The sequence below is a fragment of the Roseixanthobacter pseudopolyaromaticivorans genome (assembly GCF_043195145.2).
In the GTDB taxonomy this organism is placed as follows: Bacteria; Pseudomonadota; Alphaproteobacteria; order Rhizobiales; family Xanthobacteraceae; genus NCEH01.
The window spans coordinates 2,689,807-2,711,357 of record NZ_CM195539.1 but is presented as its reverse complement, the minus strand read 5'-3'; the positions used below and the strand labels follow the sequence as shown (position 1 = coordinate 2,711,357).

Below are 21,551 nucleotides of genomic sequence, written 5' to 3'. Positions count from 1 at the left end.
GAGAAATGGCTGCGGTCGCGTTCATCCTCCACACCAGCGACAATGTGGCGACCGTGCTCGGCGCGGATGCGCAGGCCGGCGAAGCGCTCGCGCTGCGGGGTGTGGAGCAGGGCCGGCGGGCGCCGTCCGCGCCGATCCCGGACGGTCACAAGTTTGCCCTCGCCGCGATCGCGCAAGGAGCGCCGGTCATCAAATATGGGGTGACCGTGGGGTGCGCCACCGCCCCCATTCCGGCCGGTGCGCATGTCCATATCCACAATATGGAGTCCCTGCGCGGACGCGGGGACCTCGCTTAGCAACAGGAGGTTCTCCGCGCCCGCGCGGACGGGCTTATGACAGCCGCGGGGGGCGATAGCCCAGCAGGCGCAGGGCATTCAGCGTCACCAGCACGGTGGCGCCGGTATCCGCGAGAATGGCGGGCCAGAGCCCCGTGATACCGGCCACCGTCGTGACCAGGAACACTGCCTTCAAGCCCAGCGCGATGGTGATGTTCTGCCGGATGTTGCCCATGGTGCGGTTGGACAGATCCACCATCGTCGCGACATCGGTGACGCGCCCATGGAGGATGGCGGCATCCGCCGTCTCCAGCGCCACGTCGGTGCCTCCGCCCATGGCGATCCCGACGTCCGCAGCAGCGAGCGCCGGTGCATCGTTGATGCCGTCGCCCACCTTGGCCACGACGAGACCCTGCGCGCGCAGTTCGCCGACGATGCGCTGCTTGTCCTGCGGCAGCAATTCCGCCCGAACCTCGATGCCGAGCTGCCGTCCGATGGCTTCCGCCGTGCGGCGGTTATCGCCGGTGAGCATCAGAGTGCGCACGCCGGCGTCCGCGAGCAGGCGGAGGCCCTGGAGGGCATCGGGGCGCGGCTCGTCGCGCATGGCGATGGCGCCCGCGATCTGCCCACCCACCACCAGCACCGACACCGTCTTGCCTTCGTCGTTCAAGGCGGCGATCTGCGCCATCGTCTCCGGGGAAAGCGCGCCCCGCTCGCGCGCCGCGTTGGGCGAGCCGAGGAAGACCTCGGCACCCTCGACGATGGCGGTTACGCCCTTGCCGCCCAGCGCCTTGCCATCCCCCGCCGCAGGCACCGCGATGCCGTCCGCCTGCGCTCGCTCGAGAATGGCCTTGGCAAGCGGGTGGCTGGAGCCGGTCTCCAGGGCCGCCGCGAGCCGCACCACGTCGCGCGCGTCGCGGCCGAAGCCGAAGATATCGGTGACCTTGGGCTTGCCTTCCGTGAGCGTGCCGGTCTTGTCGAAGCAGGCGGCGGAGATCTTGCCCAAATTCTCCAATACGGCGCCGCCCTTCATCAGAAGGCCCCTGCGCGCACCCGCGGAGAGCCCGGCCGCGATGGCGGCGGGGGTTGAGATCACGAGGGCGCACGGGCAGCCGATCAGCAGGATGGCGAGCCCCTTGTAGATCCATTCGTCCCATCCCGCGCCAAACAGCAGCGGCGGCAGGAGCGCGACGAGGGCTGCGACCACCACCACGCCGGGCGTGTACCAGCGGGAGAAGCGGTCGATGAAGCGTTCGGTCGGTGCCTTGGACTCCTGGGCCTCTTCCACCAGCTTCACGACGCGGGCGATGGTGTTGTCCTGAGCGGCTGCGGTCACGCGGATCCGCAGGGCGGCATCGCCGTTCACGGTGCCGGCGAAGACAGTGGCATCCACGCCCTTGCGCACCGGCGTGCTCTCGCCGGTGACCGGGGCCTCGTCGAGGGCGCTTTCTCCCGAGAGAATGACGCCGTCCGCAGGCACGCGATCGCCGGGCCGCACGAGGATGATGTCGTCCACGGCCAGGTCGTCGGCCGGAATTTCCTGCGTGCCGTCATTGCGCTCCAGCAGCGCGGTCTTGGGAACGAGCGCGGTGAGAGATTGGATGCTCGCGCGCGCCCGTCCCGCGGCGACGCCTTCCAGCAATTCGCCCACCAGGAACAGGAACACTACCGCGGCCGCCTCCTCGGACGCCCCGATGATGACGGCGCCGACGGCGGCGATGGTCATCAGCATCTCGATGGTGAAAGGCATGCCGCTGAGTGCCGCCATGACCGCGCGGCGGGCGATGGGCACAAGGCCAACCAGCATGGCGAGGAGGAAAGCCGGGCTTTCCACCGAGGGCACCATCATGCCGAGCACGAAGGCCGCCGCGAGCGCCGATCCGCTCAGGAGCGTGAGGCGGGCCTTGCCCGACTTCCACCATGGCCCATCCGTCGGGCCATGGTCAGGTCCATGCGTGTGGGCGGTTTCGACGCCAGGGTGAGGGCCGCAAGCGCCATGTTCGCCATCATGGTCATGGTCATGGTCATGAGAGTGGGCGGGGGAATGGGGATGGGAATGCGCGCCGGGTGCCTCGATGGGCGTGACCTCGTAGCCGAGCCCGGCAACACGCTTGCGCAGCGCCGCGAGATCGCTGCCCGGCGCGTGGCGAACGGACAGGGTTCCGGCGGTGACGGAGATCGTCACCTCCTGCACGCCGGGGATTCGGCTTGCCGCCGCATCGATCTTGGCCGCGCATGACGCGCAATCCATCCCGCTGACGCGAAAGCGGGTTTGAATGATCGGTGCGTTCATGGACAGGCCCTTTCACAACGTGCCAGGGGACGCTACATCCTCTAGCGACTAGAGGAGCAAGCGGCATGTCCAGGGACGTTTCCATCGGCGAGGCGGCGAAGGCCAGCGGCGTGAAGGTGCCCACGATCCGGTTCTATGAGCAGATCGGCTTGATGCCGCCCCTGCAGCGGACCGAAGGCAACCGGCGGCTCTATGGCGCCGACGACCTGCGCCGCCTGAGCTTCATTCGTCACGCGCGGGAGCTCGGCTTCGAGGTGGACGCCATCCGCACCCTTCTCGCCCTTCAGGATGATCCCGGCCAGCCCTGCGGGACGGCGGATGAAATCGCGCGCGCGCGCCTCGCGGAAGTGAAGCGGCGCATCGCCAGCCTCACCGCCTTAAGGAAGGAGCTCGAGCGCATGATCACGGAGTGTTCGCACGGCAAGGTGGGCGAATGCCGGGTGATCGAGATTCTGGCCGACCACGGCGAATGTCGCCATCATCACGCGGGGGCCACCCGGACGGCGTGAGAAGGTGCGGCCAAGCTCCGCGGCCGCGCCCTCGTCGCCGTGCTCGCCCTTTACCGTCAAATGACCGCGCGGGGCGCGTCAGGCAAGGGCGGGAACACCGAACTCCTGCGCCGCCTTGGCAAGCGCGGCCAGGGTTGAATCCGCGATCGAGACGCCCTCGCGGCGTCCGTTTTCCGCCGCCGCGCTTGCGCGTTCGCCGGGGAGCAGAATTTCCGCAAATCCGGCTGCCGGTGGGCCGGCCTTCACGTCGCGCATGAGCATGTCGTAGCGGGCGCGGAACATCTCCATGGGCATGAAGGTGGGGATGTGGATGGCGACAAAGAAATAGCCGACGTTCGGCATGCCGTCCCCCTCCTGGTACATGTTGCGCGTCTGAAGGCCGAAGGCGGCGCCGCTGAGCACGCCCGACAGCAGATCGATGAACAGCGCGAGCCCGGAGCCCTTGGGGCCGCCGAGCGGCAGGAGCACGCCGTCCATCGCGGCGGCGGCGTCGGTGGTCGTTTCGCCCTGCGCCGTCAGCGCCCAATCGGCGGGGATGGGCTCGCCCCGCGCGGCGGCGAGGCGGATGCGCCCCTTGGCCACCACCGAGGTTGCCATGTCGAGCAGCAGCGGAGGAAGCGTGCCGCCGGGCACGCCGAGGGTGAGCGGATTTGTGCCGAGAACCGCCGCGCGGCTGCCCCACGGCGCCACCGAGGGGGCGGCATTGCACATGATCATGGCGATGCAATCCTGCGCCATGGCCTCGGCCGCGAAGAAGGCGCCGACGCCGAAATGATTGCCGTGGAGCACGCTTGCCGCGCCGATCCCCTGCGTCTTCGCCAGGTCCATCGCCTCCTGCATGGCGCGCTGGGCGGTGACGAAGCCGATTGCATTGTCGCCATCCACCCGCACGGCGCCGGGCGCGAGGCGCGTGACGGCAATTTGCGGCGCCACGTTCAGCAGCCCGCGACGCACGGCGGCGGCATAGCTCGGCAGGCGGCTGACGCCATGGGATTCGGTGCCCCGGAGGTCGGCGAACACGAGGCACTCGGCCGATAGGGCGGCGTGCGCGGGGCTCAATCCGGCGGCGGCAAGCAATTCTGCCGCAAAAGCGGTCAGTTTCTGGTGCGAAACGCGAGCCATCGTAATCTTCTTTATATGAACTGGATGAGGCCATCCCAAAGAGAAATGCGGGACGGAAGGAGGTGCGCGAAAGATTTCATATTCAAAAATGGAAGTCTAGAGAATGCAGCCTCATTTTCGGGCAGCGCGGTGCCCGGCGTGGTGCAGTGCGGCATGCACGCAGTGCGGGCAGCGCGCGTGGCGTATGTAATTGAGATTGAATATATCGCGTATATCCTATGTATCGGAATTTTATATCTACTTCCTGGAACTAAATTTCACATAATATATAAATATATAAATATTAGTTCTAATTAAGTAGAGTTTGTTATGTATATCTGAAATATAAAACTGATTTAATACGGATTTTTAAAATATCATTTCATGAAGCGCAAAAAAATATCCGATTATTTCATTAGAAAACGCATTCCTCAGAAACAAATACATATTTTTTGCATTGCACTAAATTAGTGCGTAAGACGCATTAATTGTTCTTCTTGCGCACTAAATACCGCGATGCTAAATTTTAAGTCGTGCCTTAAACTTAATCAGTGTCAAATTTGTCGGCTTATGATCTGCCTTTTTGCGATGCAACGTGCCTCATGAATGGGCGCCTGTTTCTTTGATCAAATCCCGTTGATCCATGGCCTCGAGGTGTCCGACCTGGGCTTTCGGATTTCATTCAAGGTATCTCTCTGATGAGTGTGTCAGATTCCAGCTATTCGTCGTCGGTTTCGATGAGCAATAAGCTGTTCTCGATCCTGCCTCAGGGGCCGTCGGCATTGTGGATGCTGATCCCATCCCTTTTGTTTGTTCTCGTGTTTTTCATATTCCCCTGCCTTTCACTGTTCTCCTACAGCGTGATGACCCAGGGCGCGCAGGGGCGGATCGGGGCGCCCTTCACCTTGGCCAATTTCGTACAGATTTCAGCGGACCCATTTATCTGGCGTATATTTGTCGCAACTATTAGAATAAGCATCATTACATCGATTTTATCCGTGATATTTGCCTATCCAGTCGCATTGGTGATCGCGCGCGGCCACCCGCAATTTTCGCGCATCGCCACCATAATCATCATCGCACCATTGATGGTCAGCATCGTCGTGCGCACGTACGGATGGCAGCTTCTGCTGGCGAACAGCGGCAATGGCGTGGTCAATTGGGTGCTGTACCAGGTCGGTTTTCCCAAGGTCACCTTTCGGGTGATGTTTTCGGAAACCGCGGTCATCATCGGCTCGCTGCACGTCTTCTTTCCCATGATGGTGCTGCCGCTCGCGACCGCGCTCTCGCGCATTTCCCCCGCGGTGGAGGAGGCGGCGAAGACGCTCGGCGCGCCGGTTTGGCTTGTGTTCTGGCGGGTGACGCTGCCGCTCAGCATTCCCGGCCTCGCCGCCGGCCTCACCTTCGTGTTCTCGCTTACCGCGAGTTCCTACGTCACGCCCGCTTTGCTCGGCGGCAACCGGGCGATGATGCTGGGCAACCTGCTCGATCAGCAGATCACCGCCACCTACAACTGGCCGCTCGGCGCCGCGATCGCGGTGGTGATGGTGGTGCTGGTGTTCGCGGTGAACGCGCTCTCCATGCTCGTCCTCGAACGCCGGCGCGCGGGCGGACAGGACGCGGCTCCCGCCGGCGCGCGCAAGGCAGGTGCCCAATGAAGCACGAGCTTACGGGCGGCCTTGCCGTCGTCTCCTATGCGGTCACAGCGCTGATGCTGGTGTTCGTTCTGGCACCGCTGGCGATCGTGTTTGTCATCTCGGTGTCGGACACGCCGCTTGCGGTGTTCCCGCCGCGCGGCTTCACCCTCGGCTGGTATTGGAAAGTGCTGGGCGATCCGGGATTTCGCGGCGCGGTCGGCTTCAGCCTCGGCCTCGCGCTATCGGCGACGCTCGCCTCCCTCGCGCTGGGCATTCCAGCGGCCCTCGTGCTGGTGCGCCATCCTTTCGCGGGCCAGTCGATGGCTGAAGGCGTGCTGATGTCGCCGCTGGTGTTCCCCACGCTGATCATGGGCGTGGCGCTGCTGCAATTCTACGCCATGTGGAACATGCAGAATTCGGCGATCAACCTGTTCTTCGCCCACATATTGGTGACGCTGCCATACGTCATGCGCACTGTGATGGCGAGCCTGCGGCAAGCGGACATGACGCTGGAGGAAGCCGCGCTCACCTTGGGCGCGAACCGGTTTCGCGTGCTGTGGCGGGTGACCCTGCCGCAGATCGCCCCGGGCGTCGCGGCCGGGGCGCTGTTCGCCTTCATGCTGTCGTTCGACAATTACCCGATCTCCATGTGGCTCTCCGACGCCAAGGCCGAGCCGCTGCCGATCTACCTGATCCAGGCGATGCAGCGGATCTTCGATCCCTCCGTCGCAGCCATGGCGAGCCTGATGACCCTGATCGGTGCCGTCGCGGTTTTCGTGGTCGAGAAGCTCGTCGGCCTGCGCCGCGCGATGAGCGTGTGAATTCCAGGAGGATGTCATGAACAAGCCCATCGCAAGACGTTCCGTTCTCGCAGGATTGGCCGTGGCGGCCGGCGGCCTCGCCGCGCCGGCCGGGTTCGTCCGCAACGCCTGGAGCGAGGGTCGCTCGATCAATATCGGCACCTATCTCGGCCCCCAGGGCGAGTTCGTGCGCCACAACGTGATCCCGAAGTTCGAGAAGGATTTCGGCTGCAAGATCAACCAGACCCAGGGCGTCACGCTGGATCAGATCGCGATCCTGCGCGCGCAGCGGGCCAACCCCACCTACAGCGTCATGTTCATGGATGATTCCGGCGTGCCGATCGCCAAGGACGATGGCCTCATCGTGCCGCTGCCGCGCGACAAGATGCCGAACCTGGAGAAGGTGATCCCCGGCTTCGTGGTGTCCGAGGGACATGGTGTGGCGTTCGCCGTCTCCGCCCTCGTGCCCTATTTCAATTCGGACGTGGTGACGAGCATCGACAGCTATCAGGACCTGTGGGACCCGAAGTTCCAGGGCCGCTTCATGATGCCTACCCCCAAGCAGACGCAGAGCCTTGCCCTGCTGATCGCGGCGGCGGCACTGGTCACCGGCAAGCCGCTGAAGGACGCGCAATATGAGATCGACAGCGCCTGGAAGAAGATCGGCGAGCTGAAGCACAACATCCTCACGGTTTACGACAATAACGTCACCGCCATTCTCCAGGTGTCGCAGGGCCAGGCCGACGTGGGCGGGCCGGATTTCACCAAGTCCATCATCCCCTACATCCGCAAGGGCGCCGCCATCGGCATCAGCTATCCCAAGGAGGGCATCGCCGCGGGCGTGAACTGCATCACCGTGGTGAAGGGCGCGCCGGAGCCGGACCTCGCGGCGGCCTTCGCCAATCGCATGCTCGATCCCGAGGTGCAGACCGGACTGGCCAACGCCACCTTCTCGGCGCCGAGCGTTGCCGGCCTGACGCTGGATCCGGAGGTTGCGAAGGTGGCCATGTATCCGGAAGCGAAGATGAAGGAAAAGAGCCTTCTGCTGATCGACTGGTCGTACATCTACCCGCGCCGCGCCGACATCATCCGGCAATACAATCAGGTGCTGGCAAGCTGATGGCGCTCGAAACCAATTCCGCCGCGGTCGCCCTCATGGGGTTGACCAAGACCTATGGCGGCTCCACCGCCGTGGACAAGCTGTCGCTGGAGATCGAGGCGGGCGAGATGGTCGCCTTCCTTGGCCCCAGCGGCTGCGGAAAGACCACCAGCCTGCGCATGATCGCCGGGCTGGTGCAGCCGAGCGCGGGCGACATTCTCATCAGCGGCCGGCCGGTGACGCGGGTGCCGGTGCATCGCCGCAACATCGGCATGCTGTTCCAGAATTATGCGCTGTTTCCCCATCTCAACGTGGCGGAGAACGTGGCGTTCGGCTTGCAGATGCGCGGCCTCAACCGCGCCGAGCGGGACATCCGGGTCCGCGATGCGCTGGCGCTCGTGCAATTGGAGCGGTTCGCCGAACGCATGCCCAGCGCGCTCTCCGGCGGCCAGCAGCAGCGTGTCGCGCTCGCCCGCGCGCTGGTGATCGAGCCGTCCGTGCTGCTCCTGGACGAGCCGCTCGGCGCGCTCGACAAGGAATTGCGCGAGAACATGCAGATCGAGCTGCGGCGGCTGCAGCAGCGCCTGTCCATCACCACCATCATGGTCACCCACGACCAGGAAGAGGCGCTCACCCTGGCCGATCGCATCGTCGTCATGCGCGGCGGCCGGCTGGAGCAGGTGGGCACGCCCGGCGACATCTACGGGCGCCCGTCCTCGCGCTTCGTCGCCGGTTTCGTCGGTGCCTCGAACCTGTTCGAAGGGCGTGTCACCGGCGGCGATGCGCGCGCCTGCCAGATCGAGCTTGCCGGCGGCCTGCGCCTGACGGCGCCGTGCGCCGCGGACGTCGGCGACGACGTGCTGGTGCTGATCCGGCCCGAGGCGATCCATGTGCGCCCCGCCGATCTTGGCGCACCGGGCGCGCCCAACAGCGCGATCGCCACCATTGAGGACGCGATCTACCGCGGCCCGCTGACCCATCTCTACCTGCGCCTTTCCAACGACCGTCCCCTGGTGGTTTTCGTTCCCAACCGTGCAGGCCCCGACAGTGCCATGCGCTGGGACCGCGGCATGCGCCTCGCGGTGGACTGGGCGGAAGACAGCAATCACATCATCCGAGACAAAGCCCATGCTGACCAAATCGCCGACGCTCACTGAGCCCACGGACCCGCTCGCCGACGGCATGTCGCTTGGCATCGATATCGGCGGCACCTTCACCGATCTGGTGCTGTGCGATGCCGACGGCTGCTGCGTCAGCAGCCTCAAGGTACTGACCACCCATGCCGATCCTGTCGCCGGCATCATGGAAGGCGTGGTGCGCATGCTCGCCGGCACGGAAACCACGCCGGGCGAAATCCGCCGCGTGGTCCATGCCACGACGCTGTTCACCAACGCCCTGATCGAGCGCAAGGGCGCGGCCACGGCGCTTTTGACCACGGAAGGTTTTCGCGACGTGATCGCCATCGCCCGCGAGCGGCGCTACGAACTCTATGACCTCTCGCTCACGCCGGCCGCACCGCTGGTGCCGCGCGACCTGCGGTTCGAGATTCCCGAGCGGGTGAAAGCGGACGGCACGGTGCTGCGCGCGCTCGACCGCGACGCTTTGCTGGCGCGGGTGGGCGAGGCGGTGGCGGCGGGTGTCACCTCCTTCGCCGTGGTGTTCCTGCACGCCGATCTCTATCCCGCCCACGAGGCCGAGGCGGCCGCGCTCATCGCCGCGCATTTTCCCGATGTTTCTGTGACCACGTCGCACGAGATCGTGCGCGAGGTGCGCGAATATGAGCGCGGCACCACGGCCACCGCCAATGCCTTCATCAAACCGCTGGCGGAGGGCTATCTCCAGCGGCTCGGCGCGCGGTTGACAGATTTCGGGGTCGATCCCTCGTGCCCGCTCTTGATGATGCTCTCCAGCGGCGGCCTGACCCATCTGGACGAAGCCCGCCGCGTGCCGGTCCATCTGCTGGAATCCGGTCCCGCCGCCGGCGCGCTCGCCGCCGCCACCCTGGCGGGCGGAGAGGAAACGCGCCTGCTCGCCTTCGACATGGGCGGCACCACAGCCAAATTGTGCGTGGTCGAAGACGGCGAGCCGGATGTGGTGTTCGGCTTCGAGGCGGCGCGCCAGGCGCGCTTCATCGAAGGCAGCGGCCTGCCCATCCGCATTTCGACGGTGCATCTGATCGAGATCGGCGCCGGTGGCGGCTCCATCGCTTATCCCGACCCGCTCGGCCTGCTGAAAGTGGGGCCGCGCAGTGCCGGCTCGGAGCCCGGCCCGGCCTGCTATGGGCGCGGCGGCAGCGAGCCGACGGTGACCGACGCCAATCTGCTGCTGGGATATCTCGACGCGAAGAGCTTCGCTGGTGGCGACATTCCGCTCGACGTCAGCGCCGCGCGCGCGGCCATCGGGGAACTGGCGGCGCGCCTCGGGCTCAGTTCCGAGGCCATTGCCTGGGGCATCCATGATGTCGTGACCGAGGCCATGGCGGGCGCCGCGCGCACCCATCTCGCAGAGCGCGGGCGCGATCCCGGTGCCTTCACTTTGGTCTGCACGGGGGGCGGCGGGCCGCTGCACGGCTTCAACCTTGCCCGCAAGCTCGGCATTCCGCGCATCGTGGTGCCAGCCAATGCGGGTGTTGCCTCCGCGCTCGGCCTGCTCACCGCCCCGCCGCGCGTGGACCGCCTCGCCACCCTCGCACTCGCCTTGGCGCAGACCACGGCCCCCGAGCTGACCGCGGCCTTCGCGGGCCTGGAGGACGAGGGGCTCGCCGTGCTCGCGCGCGGCGGCTGGGACGCGGCGGAGATCGACACCCTGCGCTCGGTGGATGCGAAATGCGCCGGGCAGGGGACACATATTCCCGTCGCGCTGCCGCCCATGCCCTGGCCGCAGGAGGCCGAGGACCTGCGGGAGATGGTGATGGCGGCCTTCCGCGCCGCTTATGCCGAGCGCTACGGCCGCGAGCCGCCCCAGGTCCCCATCGAGCTGGTGAATGCCCGCATCACCCTGCGCGGTCGCTCCGAAGCGCTGACGCTTTCGGCCGGGGCCGCCGATGCGGGCGCCGGCAGCGGGCGAAGCCGGCCGGTGCATTTCGGCGACGGCTCGCCGCTTCAGGCCGCGCTTCACCGGCGCGAGCATCTGCCGGTCGGCTTTGTCGGCGCCGGTCCCGCGCTGGTGGAAGAGGATGGCAGCACCCTGGTGGTGGGCCCCGGCGCCACCTTCACCGTCCTGCCCACGGGCAACATCGTCGTGGAGCTGTCCCATGTCTGAGCGTAACGCGGCCTCCGGCGCGATCAACGCCGTCACGCTGGAATTGATCTGGACCCGCCTCATCTCGGCGGTGGACGAGGCGGCGAAGGCGGTGGTGCGCACCTCCTTTTCCACTTTGTCGAACGAGGCGAACGATTTCGCCTGTGTGCTCACCGACGCCGTGGGCCGCTCGCTGACGCAGAACACCGGCTCGATTCCCTCCTTCATTGGCACCCTGCCGGCCACGGTGCGGGCGATGCGGGTGCATTTTCCGGTCGAGGAGATGCGGCCGGGCGATGTCTACGTGACCAACAATCCCTGGATCGGCACCGGGCATCTCAACGACATCTGCGTGGTGCGGCCGATCTTCGCCGGGGCCGAGATCGTGGCGTTTGCCGCCGCCACCTCTCACGTGCCGGACATCGGCGGGCGCCAGCGCTCCACCGAGGCGCGCGAGTTGTTCGAGGAGGGCTTCCACATTCCGCCCATGCGCCTTCTGCGCGAGGGCGAGCCCGACCGGTCTCTGATCCAGCTGCTGCGCACCAATGTGCGCACGCCGGACCAGACCGAGGGTGACGTGTGGGCGCTGGTGAACGCCCTCGCGCTCATCGAAGACCGCGTGCGCTCCACCATGGCGGACCATGGCCTCGCCGATCTCACGCAGGTCGCAGAAGAGATCTTCAGCCGCTCCGACCAGGCCATGCGCCGGCAGATCGCGGCGCTCCCGGACGGCGTCTACAGCCACACCATGCTCACCGACGGCCTCGCGGAGCCGTTTACCCTTGCGGTGCGCATCACCATCGACGGCGATGAAATCGTGGTCGATTACGCGGGCACTTCGCCCCAGCAGCCGCGCGCGGTGAACTGCGTGCTCGCCTACACCTTCGCCATGACGGTGTATGCGCTGAAATGCCTGCTGCTGCCGCAGCTCGCGAACAATGACGGCATCTTCCGCGCGATCCGCGCCGTGGCGCCGGAAGGCAGCCTGCTCAACCCGCGCCATCCGGCGGCGGTCGGCGGGCGCGCGGCCACCGGCCATTACGTGCCGGTGCTGGTGTTTAATGCGCTGGCCGACATCCTGCCGGACAAGGTGCGCTCGGCGCCGGGCTCGCCGCTGTGGATCATGAACATGGCGGGCACCACCGCCTCCGGCCGCACGTTCGCGAGCGTGATGTTCTTCAACGGCGGCACCGGGGCCGGCGAGGGGCATACGGGTGTGGATTGCCTGTCCTGGCCCTCCAACATCTCGGCCACCCCCATCGAGGTGGTGGAGCGCACGGCGCCGGTGCTGATCCACCGCAAGGTGCTGCGCGACACCTCCGGCGGCAGCGGGCGCCATCGCGGCGGCCGGGGTCAGGAAGTGGTGATCGAGACCGAAGCCGCGGAAGTGGCGGCGGTGTTCGTGGCGGAGCGCCTGCGCTTCGGCGCTCCCGGCCTGCACGGCGGCGGCGAGGGCGCGCGGGGCGAGATCCTGATCGACGGCGTCGCCATCGACGGGCGCACGCTCCAATCCCTCAAGCGCGGCACCATCGTAACCGTGCGCACCCCCGGCGGCGGCGGCTTCGGCGCCGCCTGATCGCCCTCGTTTCCCCCTTCAGCGCCAGGGCCGACGCCGCCGCGCGCGCAGCGAAAGTCATATCCATGTCCACCGTCCAGGATCCCACCCTTGCTCCCACGGGCTATCGCCTGCGCATTCCCGGCCCCGTGCCGGTGCCGGAGGTGGTTCGCGCCGCCCTGGCGCGCCCGGTGGTCGCCCATCGCGGCCCCTATGGCCGTGCACAGATCGCCCGGATCCAGGAGCTGATCCGCCCGGTGTTCGGCACCCATAATCCGGTGCTCACCCTTGCCAGCTCCGGCACCGGCGCCATGGAAGCCGGCCTGCTCAACGTGATCGCGCCGGGCGATCGCGTGCTGGTGGTGGTGCAGGGGCAGTTCGGCGACCGCTATGCCGCCATCGCGGCCGCCCTTGGTGCGGTGGTGGACAAGGTGGAATTTCCCTGGGGCGAGGCGGCGCAGCCCGACGTTATCGCCGAGCGCCTCGCCGCTGCCGATTATCGCGCGCTGGTCATCACCCACAACGAGAGTTCCACCGGCATCGAGAACGACCTTGCCGCCATCGGCGCCCTGGTGCGCGATCGCGACACGCTGGTGGTGGTGGATTCGGTGAGCGGCCTCGCCGGCACCGCCATGCGCATGGACGAATGGGGCTTGGACGTCGTGGTCTCGGCCTCCCAGAAGGCGCTGATGTGCCCGCCGGGTATGGGCCTCATCGGCCTCAGCGACCGGGCGATCGAAGCGGTGAAGCGCGACAGCGGCATGCCGCGCTTCTTCTTCGATCTGCGCCGCGCGCTCGCCGTCATCGACGACGACCAGACCCCGTTCACGCCGCCGGTGTCGCTGAACGCCGGCCTGTGCGCGGCGCTGGAGCTGATCCACGAGGAGGGGCTCGACCATGTGTTCGCGCGCCACCGCAAATGCAACGATGCCTTGCTTGCCGGCTGCGCGGCGCTGGGATTTGAGCCGTTCGGCCAGCACGCCGCGCGCTCGCGCACCGTTGTGGCGCTCTCGGTGCCGGGCAATCTGGATGGCGGGCAGATCATCAAGGAGCTGATGGCGACCCATCGCACCGTTGTGGCCGGCGCGCGCAACCATCTCTCGGGGCGCATGATCCGCCTCGGCACCATGGGCCAGATCGGCCTTCCCGACGTGATGCAGGATATTCTGGACATCGGCGCGACGCTGGCGCGGCTCGGCCACGCCCGCGACGTCAACGCCGCTCTCGCCGCGGCGCTTCAGGCCTACGATAATGCCTGACAAGAGCAATGCGCCCTCCGCCCCATGCGGGCGAGGGGGCGTGCATGGGAAAACGCGAACCGTGGCAGGCATCATGAGAGGACGACCATCCCGCAGCAATGCAGAGACGCCTCTGGCCGACAAGGGCGCGGCGACGGCGGAGCGGGCCTTGCAGGTGCTGGACGCATTCCTGACCGCGGAGGAGCCGCTGTCGCTGCGCGATCTCGGCAAGCGCACCGGCTTCTACAACAGCACGCTGCTGCGGCTGCTGGCTTCGCTGGCGCGGTTTGGCTGCGTGAACCGGCTGGACGATGGACGCTACCAGCTCGGCGCCAAGGTGCTGCTGTTGGGCTCGGCCTTCCGCTCCACCTTCAAGCTGGACGATTACGTGCCGCCGGTTCTCGATCGCCTGGTGCGCGAGACCGCCGAGAGCGCAACCTTCTACGTGCCCCAGGGCGATGCGCGCCTGTGCCTGTTCCGCGTCAACAGCGCCCAGCCGTTGCGCGACCATATGCACATCGGCGAACAGACCCCGATCACGCCGGTGGGTGCGCAATTGCGCTCAAACAGCTCGGCCGATCAGGCGATCCGCGCCTTTTCCGCCGGCGCGCCGGTCGAAAACCGGCCCGCCTTGCCGATCATCACCCAGGGCGAGCGCCTGCCGGGCATTGCCTCCATGTCGGTGCCGGTGTTCTGGAGCAACGGACTCCTCGGCGCCCTCACTTTGTCCGGCCCGGCCAGCCGCTTCGACCAGGCGGAAATGAGCAAATGCGCGCCGATCCTGATCCGCGAGGCGATGGATTTGAGCCGTGCGCTCGGCGGCGGCGTTGCGGCCTTCCACGAGGTCGAGCCGGCATGACCCGCCTGCCGCTCGCCCTCCCGCCCTAGGCCGGCGCTCACCGGCCGCTTTTGCCGCCGGCACAGCCTTCATCATCTCACCGCATCGCCATCGTGCCGGCTTGCCCGCCGGCGCCAGCGGATCAGCGCGCCCATGTCCCAACCGGCACCATCCCTCCCATCCGCGCCCGACAAGGCACGCCCCAGCCTCGCCATTCCGCTCGTGGTGGCGCTGGCGATGTTCATGGAGCAGATCGACATCACGATCACGCTCACCTCCCTGCCGGCCATGGCGGCGGATCTCGGCACCACCCCGGTGGCGGCGAATTTCGCCGTGACGGCTTATGTGTTGAGCTTGGCCGTGTTCATTCCGGTGAGCGGGTGGATTGCCAACCGGATCGGTGCGCGCACCGTGTTCTGTGCCGCCATCGCGCTGTTCACGATCAGCTCGGCGATCTGTGGCCTTGCCCAAAGCTTCGAACTGATGGTGCTGATGCGCATCGTCCAGGGGGCGGCCGGGGCGCTGATGCTACCGGTGGGCCGGCTCATCCTGCTGCGCAATTATCCCAAGGCGGACCTTGCCATGGCGGTACAGGTCATGACCACGCCGGCCATGATCGGCCCGGCCATCGGCCCGCTGCTGGGCGGTTTCCTGACCACCTATCTGTCCTGGCGCTGGATTTTCTATGTCAACGTGCCGATCGGCGTCATCGGCATTGCGGCCGTGCTGCGCTACATTCCCAATACCAGGGGCGTGCGGTCCGGCCCGTTCGACGTGCTCGGCTTCCTCTTGTGCGCGGTCGGGATCGCGACCCTGCAGGTCGGCATCGAGATGCTGGGCAGTGCCGAGGTTGCCGGCCTCACCACGTTGGCGGTGCTGGGGTTGGCATTGGTTCTGCTGGCGGCCTTCTATCTCTATGCCCGCAGGCGCGCCGATGCGGTGATCGACATCTCGCTATTCCGCATCCGCGCCCTACGCATCGGCGTGGTGGCGGGTGGGGTGTGCCGCCTGGGGCTGAACGGCGTGCCGGCGCTGCTGCCGCTGATGTACCAGATCCAGTTCGGCTACACCGCGTTTCAGGCCGGGCTGATGACCATATTGTCGGCGATCGGCGCGCTGACCACCAAAGGGCTGCTACGCGCGCTGCTGCGCCGCTATGGCTTCCGCACCCTGCTGCTGTTCAACGCGCTCGCGGGCACGGCGGTCATCGCCGCCTTCGCCCTGTTCAAGCCGGGAACCTCCACTGCCGTCATGCTGGCGGTGATCTATGTGTTCGGCATGGTGCGCTCGGTGCAGCTCACCTTGAGCAATACGCTGAGCTATGCCGACGTGCCCGAGGCGCGGGCGCACGGGGCGGTCAGCCTCGTGGGCTCGGCGCAGCAGCTCTCCATGGGGTTCGGCATTTCACTGGCCTCCTTCATCTATTCGATGTTGTCCGCGGCCGGCCCGGTGTCGCACCTGGGCAGCATGCAGGAAACCTTCCTCTATCTCTCGCTCGCGACGCTGGTCTCGGTGGTCGGCTTCCGGCAATTGACCCGCGAGGACGGGCGGGCCGTCAGCGGGTGAGCCCGTCGGGCCGCGCGGGAAGAAGCCGCGCAGCCGATCGAGGAGGATGGCAGTGACGCGCCGGGCGTGCGGCCCCGGCGGTTCAGCGGCCGGTGATCTGCTCGCAATTCTGCTCGTGCAGGGCCGCGATGTCCGGCGTCAGCGCCTCGCCGAAATCGGCGAACTCGAAGACGGGGCGAATCTCGATTTCGCTCGGGCCGGGCATGGGATTGGGGCAGCGCTTCACCCATTCCACCGCTTCCGCCATGTCCTTGACCTGCCACATCCAGAAGCCCGAGACGATTTCTTTGGTCTCGGCGAACGGCCCGTCGATGACCGTGCGGCTCGTCCCGTCGAAGGCGACGCGCTTGCCCTTGGCGGTGGGGTGCAGGCCGTCGCCGGAGAGCATGATGCCCGCGGCGATCAGCTCCGCATTGAACTTGCCCATGGCTTCCAGCAATTCGCTGGAGGGCATCATTCCCGCTTCGCTCTCGGCAGTCGCCTTCACCATCACCATCACGCGCATCGCGATCTCCTCTTCGCATCGGGGCGTTTCATCCGCTCCCCGAGCTTAAGACGCTGCGTGCGCGGTCGGGCCGACATTCGGCCCGAAACTTTCAGCGCGGCCTCACTCCATCACCACGGCATGGTCGCTTTCCGCCGGTGCCGCGGAAGGCGGGCGCAGCAGGAGCACGAGGGGCATGGCGATCAGGGTCAGGATCATCATGAACTTGAAGTCGTCCATATAGGCGATGATGGTCGCCTGGAGCGTGATGATCTGGTCCAGCGCGGCGCGCCCACCGGCCAGGAGCGGGTCCAGGTGCTGATGCACGATGGGATCGTCGAAGGCGTGGTTGAACGGCGTCACATAAGCCGCGATGTTCTCGTGATTCACCTGCACATTATCGGTCAGCAGCGCGGTCACATAGGCGATGCCAACGCTGGAGCCGATGTTGCGGGAGAGATTGTAAAGGCCGGTTCCCTCGCCGCGCATGTGTGCGGGCAAGGTGGAAAAAGCCACCGTCGTCAGCGGCACGAACAGGAATCCCAGCCCCGCGCCCTGCACGAAGCCGACCCATACCACGGTCCATTGCGACACGTCCGGGGTCCACCCGGTCATGGCATACATGGCCCAGGCGGTGAGGCCGAGGCCGAGGCTGAGCAGGATGCGCGTATCCACCCGCCCGATGAGGCGGCCGACGATGAACATGCACAGCATGGTCCCCATGCCACGCGGTCCCATCACCAGGCCGGCGGTCATCACCGGATATCCCATCAGGGTCTGCAGATAGGGCGTCATCAGCGCCAGCGAGGCGAGATAAGTGACGCCGACGATGAAGATGAAGAACATGCTGACCGAGAAGTTCCGGTCCAGGAACAGGCGCGGATTGACGAAGCTGTTCCGGGCCGTGAACGTGTGCGCCAGGAACACATAGGTCGCCGAGGCGCACACCACCGCCCAGATGATGATCTCGCCGGAGGACAGCCAGTCGAGCTGCTCGCCCCGGTCTAGAAAGAGCTGCAGCGTGGCGATGGCAAGGCTGAGCGTGCCGAAGCCGAGCCAGTCGAGCTTGGCGGCGGCGTTGCGCGAGGTTTCCTGCACGAACACCGTGATGCCGGCGAACGCCAGCAGGCCGATCGGCAGGTTGATGTAGAACACCCAGCGCCAGCTCATGTTGTCGGTGAGCCAGCCGCCGATCACCGGCCCGAGCACCGGGCCGACCATGACGGAGACGCCGAACAGCGCCATGGCCGAGCCGCGTTCCTGCGGCGTGTAGATGTCCAGCAAGATGCCCTGGGACAGCGGCACCAAAGCCGCGCCGAACAGGCCCTGCGCCAGGCGGAAGGCGACGATCTCCACCAGCGATTGCGATAGGCCGCACAGGATCGAGGCGATGACGAATCCGGCGATGGCGGTGAGCAGGACGCGCTTGCGACCGAACTTCGTCGCCAGGAAGCCGGACGGCGGCGTCATGATGGCGGCGGCGACGATATAGGAGGTCAGCACCCAGTTGATCTGGTCCGCGCTGGCCGAGACGCTGCCCTGGATATAGGGCAGGGCCACGTTCGCGATGGTGGTGTCGAGCGCCTGCATGATCACGGCGAGGATCACGCAGGCGGTGATCGCTCCCCGGTTCGCGATGGTGGGCGTCGGGCCCGCCGCGGCCTCAGCCATGTGTCGCATTTCCGAAAAGATCGGACACGAAGGTGGGCAGGCCGCGCGGGTGGCCGGTGTCCACCTCGACCGTGACGCTCATGCCGACGCGCAGGGGCGGCTTGCCGGCCAGATCGTTGAAACGCACGATCATGGGTATGCGCTGCACCACCTTCACCCAATTGCCCGTGGTGTTCTGCGCCGGCAGCAGCGAGAAGCTGGCACCCGAGGCCGGGCTGATGCTCTCCACCGTGCCCGCCCATTCCATGCCGGGATAGGTATCCACCGTGATGCTCACGGGCTGCCCCGGCTTGACGAAGGTCAGCTCGGTCTCCTTCGGGCTCGCGGCGACCCAGATATTGCTGGTCGAGACGAGGCTGAAGGCCTGCTGGGCGGCGTCGAGATAGGCGCCAACCTGGAGGGAGGGGACATTGGTGACGATGCCGTCGAACGGTGCCCGCACGATGGTTTCGTTGAGATCGCGCTGGGCCTTGTCCACGGCGGATTTCGCCTGGAGGTAGGAGGGGTTCTGTTCCACCGGCTGGTCGGCATCGCCGCCGAGCTGGGCAAGCGTCGCCGCCGCCTGCGCCTTCGCGACGTCCACCTTCTGGTTCGCACTGTCGAGATTCTGCTTCGCCTGGTCGTAGGCCGCCTTCGAGGCCGCCGCGCTGGCGAGCAATTCCTGCTGGCGCTTGAACGAGGTTTCGTAGAAGGGCAGGTCCGCCTGCGCCTGGGCGATCTCAGCGAGAGCCTGCTTGTAATTGGCTTTGAGTGTGAGGATCTGGTTGCGCACCGTCCCGAGCTGCGCCTTGGCGCCGTCGAGCGCGATCTGGAACGTATCCTGTTGGAGCTGGAACAGGATGTCGCCCTTCTTCACCGTCTGGTTGTTGTGCACAGCGATGGACGCGACGATGCCGGCGACATCGGTGGAGATGCCCACGGTGTCCGCCTGAACATAGGCGTTGTCGGTCGACATCACGCTTCCGCCGGTCACGTAGAAATAGCCGCCCACCACCAGCGCCACCGGCAGCAAGGCGAACAGAACCGTGCGCACAAGACCGCGCCGGGATCTGGCGGGACGCTCGGGCGCGGTCCTTTCGCCGGCGGGCCTTTCGGCCTGAGGTTCAGCGGGTCTTTCCCGCAGCGTGTCGAGGCTGGCGGGCTGGACCCCGCGGTCCTCGGCCTGAAGCGCGGAGGGGGCAGGGCGTTCGATGGAGCGAGCTTCAGCCATGGGTTTTTTCCTGATCGTCGCCAGGTTCGTTGGAAAGGGATTCGATGAGATTGGTCTTCATGACCGCGAGTATCTGCATCACCCGGGCGCGGTCCTCGTCTGGAATGCCCGCGAGCGCTTCCGCCCGCGTGGCCTCGCCTATCTTTTGCATCTCGGCGAGCAGCGGGCCTGCATCGGCGCGCAGATAGAGCAGCCAGATCCGCCGGTCTGTTGGATGGCGCCGCCGCTCGATGAGGCCGCGCTCTTCCAGCTTGTCGAGAATGCGCACCAGCGTGATGGGCTCGATCTCAAGTAGATCGGCGAGCCCGCCCTGGTGAATGCCCTCGTTGCGCTTGAGATAGGCCAGCGTCTGCCAATGGGAGCGCGTCAGCCCGGAACAGCGCGCGCGTTGCTCGAACCGCTTGCGCAGCAGGCGGGCAACGTCGTGCAGCAGGAAACCGAGCGTGGAATGGTCCACCATTTGAGAGCTTTCATATTATAAGCATGCTCATTAAGAGCACCTTATATGACGTGATCGGCTGCAAAGCCAGCCCGGGGCGATCACGCTTGCTCGATCCGAGCGGGCCTAATCAGGCGCGATCGCACGAAATCCGGCGTCGCGGACGCCGCGCGCCGGATGGGTGCTGTTATGAAGGATGGGCCGGCGGCAGACGGGCTCAGCCGCGCCGTCGCGGCGCTAGGCTTGGGCGGCGTGCGCGGCGGCGATCAACTGGTCCACCTCGGCCGGATCGGTGCGGAACGAGCACACCAGGCGGACGAAGGCTTGGTCGGCTCCGATGGGATCGAGCCCGGAGGCGAGGCGGGGCCATTCGTAATAATGCGCGCCCGCCGCTTGCAGCGCCTCGTGCAGAGCGCGCGGCAGGATCGCGAACACCTCATTGGCCTGGGTCGGCACGGGCAGCGCGACGCCGGGGACGCCGGTGAGCCCCGCCGCGAGCCGCGCCGCCATGGCATTGGCATGCCGGGCAGTGTCGAGCCAGAGCCCGTCTTCCAGATAGGCCGCCATCTGCGCGCCGAGGAACCGGCTCTTGGAAATCACATGGGCGCCGCGCTTCACGCGATAGTCGAAATGGTCCGCCAGCGCCGGTTCGAAGAACACCACGGCCTCGACGCCCATGGCGCCGTTCTTGGTGGCGCCGAACGTCATCACGTCCACGCCCGCCTGCCAGGTCAGGGCCGCCGGGCTGGCGTTGGACGCGGCAAGTGCATTGGCGAAACGCGCCCCGTCCATGTGCAGGCGCAGACCGTGCGCGCGGCAATAGGCGCCGATCTCGCGCACTTCGTCGGCCGTATAGACGAGGCCAAGCTCGCTCGCCTGGGTGATCGACACCGCCGCCGGCATCTGCTGGTGGAAGCCGCGCTTGAAATCACGGCGCGACCGCTCGATCTCGTCCACGCTCAGCTTGCCGCCGAAACCCTCCAGCGTGGTGAGCTTGGCGCCGCCCGTGAAGAATTCCGGCGCGCCGCATTCGTCGGTATTGAGATGGGAATCGCGGTGGCAGAACACGGTGCCATACGGCGGCGTGAGCGCCGAGAGCGCCAGCGCATTGGCGGCGGTGCCGGTGGCCACCAGGAACACCCGCGCGTCGGGCTTTTCAAACACCGCCCGCAAGGCTTGCGCCGCCTGCGCGCTCCAGGGATCGGCGCCATAGGAGGACGCTGGGCCCGCGTTCGCCTGCGCGAGCGCGGCCAAGATCGCGGGGTGAACGCCGGCTGTGTTGTCCGATGCGAATTCCATGCGCTGAGTAGACAGAATTCCACCGGTCCGCGAACCCCCGTGGCGTTCACGATCCACAGATCAAACCCGCCCGGCGGTCCTCTCCGGCGGCGCCGGGGTGCGCCGTCGGGATGGTGCAGGCGGCCTATTGCCCGGCCGGCTGCCAGATGCCGACGTCTGCAACATCCACTTTCTTCGGAAACAGGCTCTCGGCGAAGAAGGCATCGGCGATCTTCCGCTGTTCGGCGAGGTCGGCGCGGGTGACGGCGCCCACCTGGTACGAGCGCTGCGCATTGGCCTTTTCCACCGTGGCGGCAT

General features: G+C 66.6%; 19 protein-coding genes. 11 read left to right on the top strand and 8 right to left on the bottom strand.

The annotated features are described in order from the left end of the window. Nucleotides 1-5 precede the first annotated feature (5 nt). Entirely contained in the window at nt 6-296 is a 291-nt protein-coding gene (locus V5F68_RS13035) for a UxaA family hydrolase (RefSeq protein ID WP_394015134.1), read from the top strand. Nucleotides 297-330: 34 nt separating this feature from the next. Here V5F68_RS13035 and V5F68_RS13030 read toward each other — a convergent pair whose 3' ends face one another. After that, nucleotides 331-2,568, bottom strand: a complete 2,238-nt coding sequence (locus V5F68_RS13030; RefSeq protein ID WP_394015133.1) for a heavy metal translocating P-type ATPase — start codon at nt 2,566-2,568, stop codon at nt 331-333. A 65-nt stretch (nt 2,569-2,633) separates the two neighbouring features. Between V5F68_RS13030 and V5F68_RS13025 the strand changes: the two genes are divergently transcribed. Next, the gene (locus V5F68_RS13025; RefSeq protein WP_394015132.1) at nt 2,634-3,077 is read left to right on the top strand and encodes a MerR family transcriptional regulator; all 444 of its coding nucleotides are present in this window, start codon (nt 2,634-2,636) and stop codon (nt 3,075-3,077) included. A 78-nt stretch (nt 3,078-3,155) separates the two neighbouring features. Here V5F68_RS13025 and V5F68_RS13020 read toward each other — a convergent pair whose 3' ends face one another. Further along, nucleotides 3,156-4,199 carry an Ldh family oxidoreductase gene (locus V5F68_RS13020; protein ID WP_394015131.1) on the bottom strand — a complete coding sequence of 348 codons (1,044 nt, stop codon included), beginning with the start codon at nt 4,197-4,199 and terminating at the stop codon, nt 3,156-3,158. Between the two features lie 977 nt (nt 4,200-5,176). On the opposite strand from V5F68_RS13020, the gene V5F68_RS13015 reads away from it, so the two are divergent. From V5F68_RS13015 to V5F68_RS12975, 9 genes are all read left to right on the top strand, one after another. Continuing rightward, nucleotides 5,177-5,836: an ABC transporter permease gene (locus V5F68_RS13015; protein ID WP_394015130.1), complete on the top strand. Its 660-nt coding sequence runs from the start codon at nt 5,177-5,179 to the stop codon at nt 5,834-5,836. Then, entirely contained in the window at nt 5,833-6,636 is an 804-nt protein-coding gene (locus tag V5F68_RS13010; protein WP_394015129.1) for an ABC transporter permease, read from the top strand. Before V5F68_RS13015 ends, V5F68_RS13010 begins: the two co-directional genes overlap by 4 nt. A 16-nt stretch (nt 6,637-6,652) precedes the next feature. Next, nucleotides 6,653-7,735, top strand: coding sequence for an extracellular solute-binding protein (locus V5F68_RS13005; RefSeq protein WP_394015127.1), 1,083 nt, complete (start codon nt 6,653-6,655; stop codon nt 7,733-7,735). Then, the gene (locus V5F68_RS13000; RefSeq protein WP_394015126.1) at nt 7,735-8,871 is read left to right on the top strand and encodes an ABC transporter ATP-binding protein; all 1,137 of its coding nucleotides are present in this window, start codon (nt 7,735-7,737) and stop codon (nt 8,869-8,871) included. The genes V5F68_RS13005 and V5F68_RS13000 overlap by 1 nt, the downstream gene beginning before the upstream one ends. Further along, the gene (locus V5F68_RS12995; protein WP_394015125.1) at nt 8,843-10,975 is read left to right on the top strand and encodes a hydantoinase/oxoprolinase family protein; all 2,133 of its coding nucleotides are present in this window, start codon (nt 8,843-8,845) and stop codon (nt 10,973-10,975) included. The genes V5F68_RS13000 and V5F68_RS12995 overlap by 29 nt, the downstream gene beginning before the upstream one ends. Then, a complete protein-coding gene (locus tag V5F68_RS12990; protein ID WP_394015123.1) occupies nt 10,968-12,530 on the top strand; it encodes a hydantoinase B/oxoprolinase family protein in 1,563 nt (520 codons plus the stop codon). Before V5F68_RS12995 ends, V5F68_RS12990 begins: the two co-directional genes overlap by 8 nt. A gap of 65 nt (nt 12,531-12,595) precedes the next feature. After that, nucleotides 12,596-13,768 (top strand): pyridoxal-phosphate-dependent aminotransferase family protein, encoded by a 1,173-nt coding sequence (locus V5F68_RS12985; RefSeq protein ID WP_394015122.1) that lies wholly within the window; start codon nt 12,596-12,598, stop codon nt 13,766-13,768. Nucleotides 13,769-13,841: 73 nt separating this feature from the next. Beyond that, the gene (locus V5F68_RS12980; protein ID WP_394015121.1) at nt 13,842-14,606 is read left to right on the top strand and encodes an IclR family transcriptional regulator; all 765 of its coding nucleotides are present in this window, start codon (nt 13,842-13,844) and stop codon (nt 14,604-14,606) included. A 132-nt stretch (nt 14,607-14,738) separates the two neighbouring features. Next, a complete protein-coding gene (locus tag V5F68_RS12975) occupies nt 14,739-16,151 on the top strand; it encodes a DHA2 family efflux MFS transporter permease subunit (RefSeq protein WP_394015120.1) in 1,413 nt (470 codons plus the stop codon). A gap of 82 nt (nt 16,152-16,233) precedes the next feature. Here V5F68_RS12975 and V5F68_RS12970 read toward each other — a convergent pair whose 3' ends face one another. The 6 genes from V5F68_RS12970 to V5F68_RS12945 form a co-directional block, all read right to left on the bottom strand. Next, entirely contained in the window at nt 16,234-16,656 is a 423-nt protein-coding gene (locus tag V5F68_RS12970; RefSeq protein ID WP_394015119.1) for a YciI family protein, read from the bottom strand. 102 nt (nt 16,657-16,758) lie between these two features. Continuing rightward, nucleotides 16,759-18,306: a DHA2 family efflux MFS transporter permease subunit gene (locus V5F68_RS12965; protein ID WP_394015118.1), complete on the bottom strand. Its 1,548-nt coding sequence runs from the start codon at nt 18,304-18,306 to the stop codon at nt 16,759-16,761. Next, the gene (locus V5F68_RS12960) at nt 18,299-19,516 is read right to left on the bottom strand and encodes an HlyD family secretion protein (RefSeq protein WP_394015117.1); all 1,218 of its coding nucleotides are present in this window, start codon (nt 19,514-19,516) and stop codon (nt 18,299-18,301) included. Before V5F68_RS12960 ends, V5F68_RS12965 begins: the two co-directional genes overlap by 8 nt. Then, nucleotides 19,509-19,976: a MarR family winged helix-turn-helix transcriptional regulator gene (locus tag V5F68_RS12955; protein WP_394015115.1), complete on the bottom strand. Its 468-nt coding sequence runs from the start codon at nt 19,974-19,976 to the stop codon at nt 19,509-19,511. Before V5F68_RS12955 ends, V5F68_RS12960 begins: the two co-directional genes overlap by 8 nt. A gap of 216 nt (nt 19,977-20,192) precedes the next feature. Then, nucleotides 20,193-21,254 carry a threonine aldolase family protein gene (locus tag V5F68_RS12950; RefSeq protein ID WP_394015114.1) on the bottom strand — a complete coding sequence of 354 codons (1,062 nt, stop codon included), beginning with the start codon at nt 21,252-21,254 and terminating at the stop codon, nt 20,193-20,195. Nucleotides 21,255-21,378: 124 nt separating this feature from the next. Then, complete coding sequence (locus tag V5F68_RS12945) at nt 21,379-21,540, bottom strand: hypothetical protein (RefSeq protein WP_394015113.1); 162 nt, start codon at nt 21,538-21,540, stop codon at nt 21,379-21,381. Between the last annotated feature and the right edge of the window lie 11 nt (nt 21,541-21,551).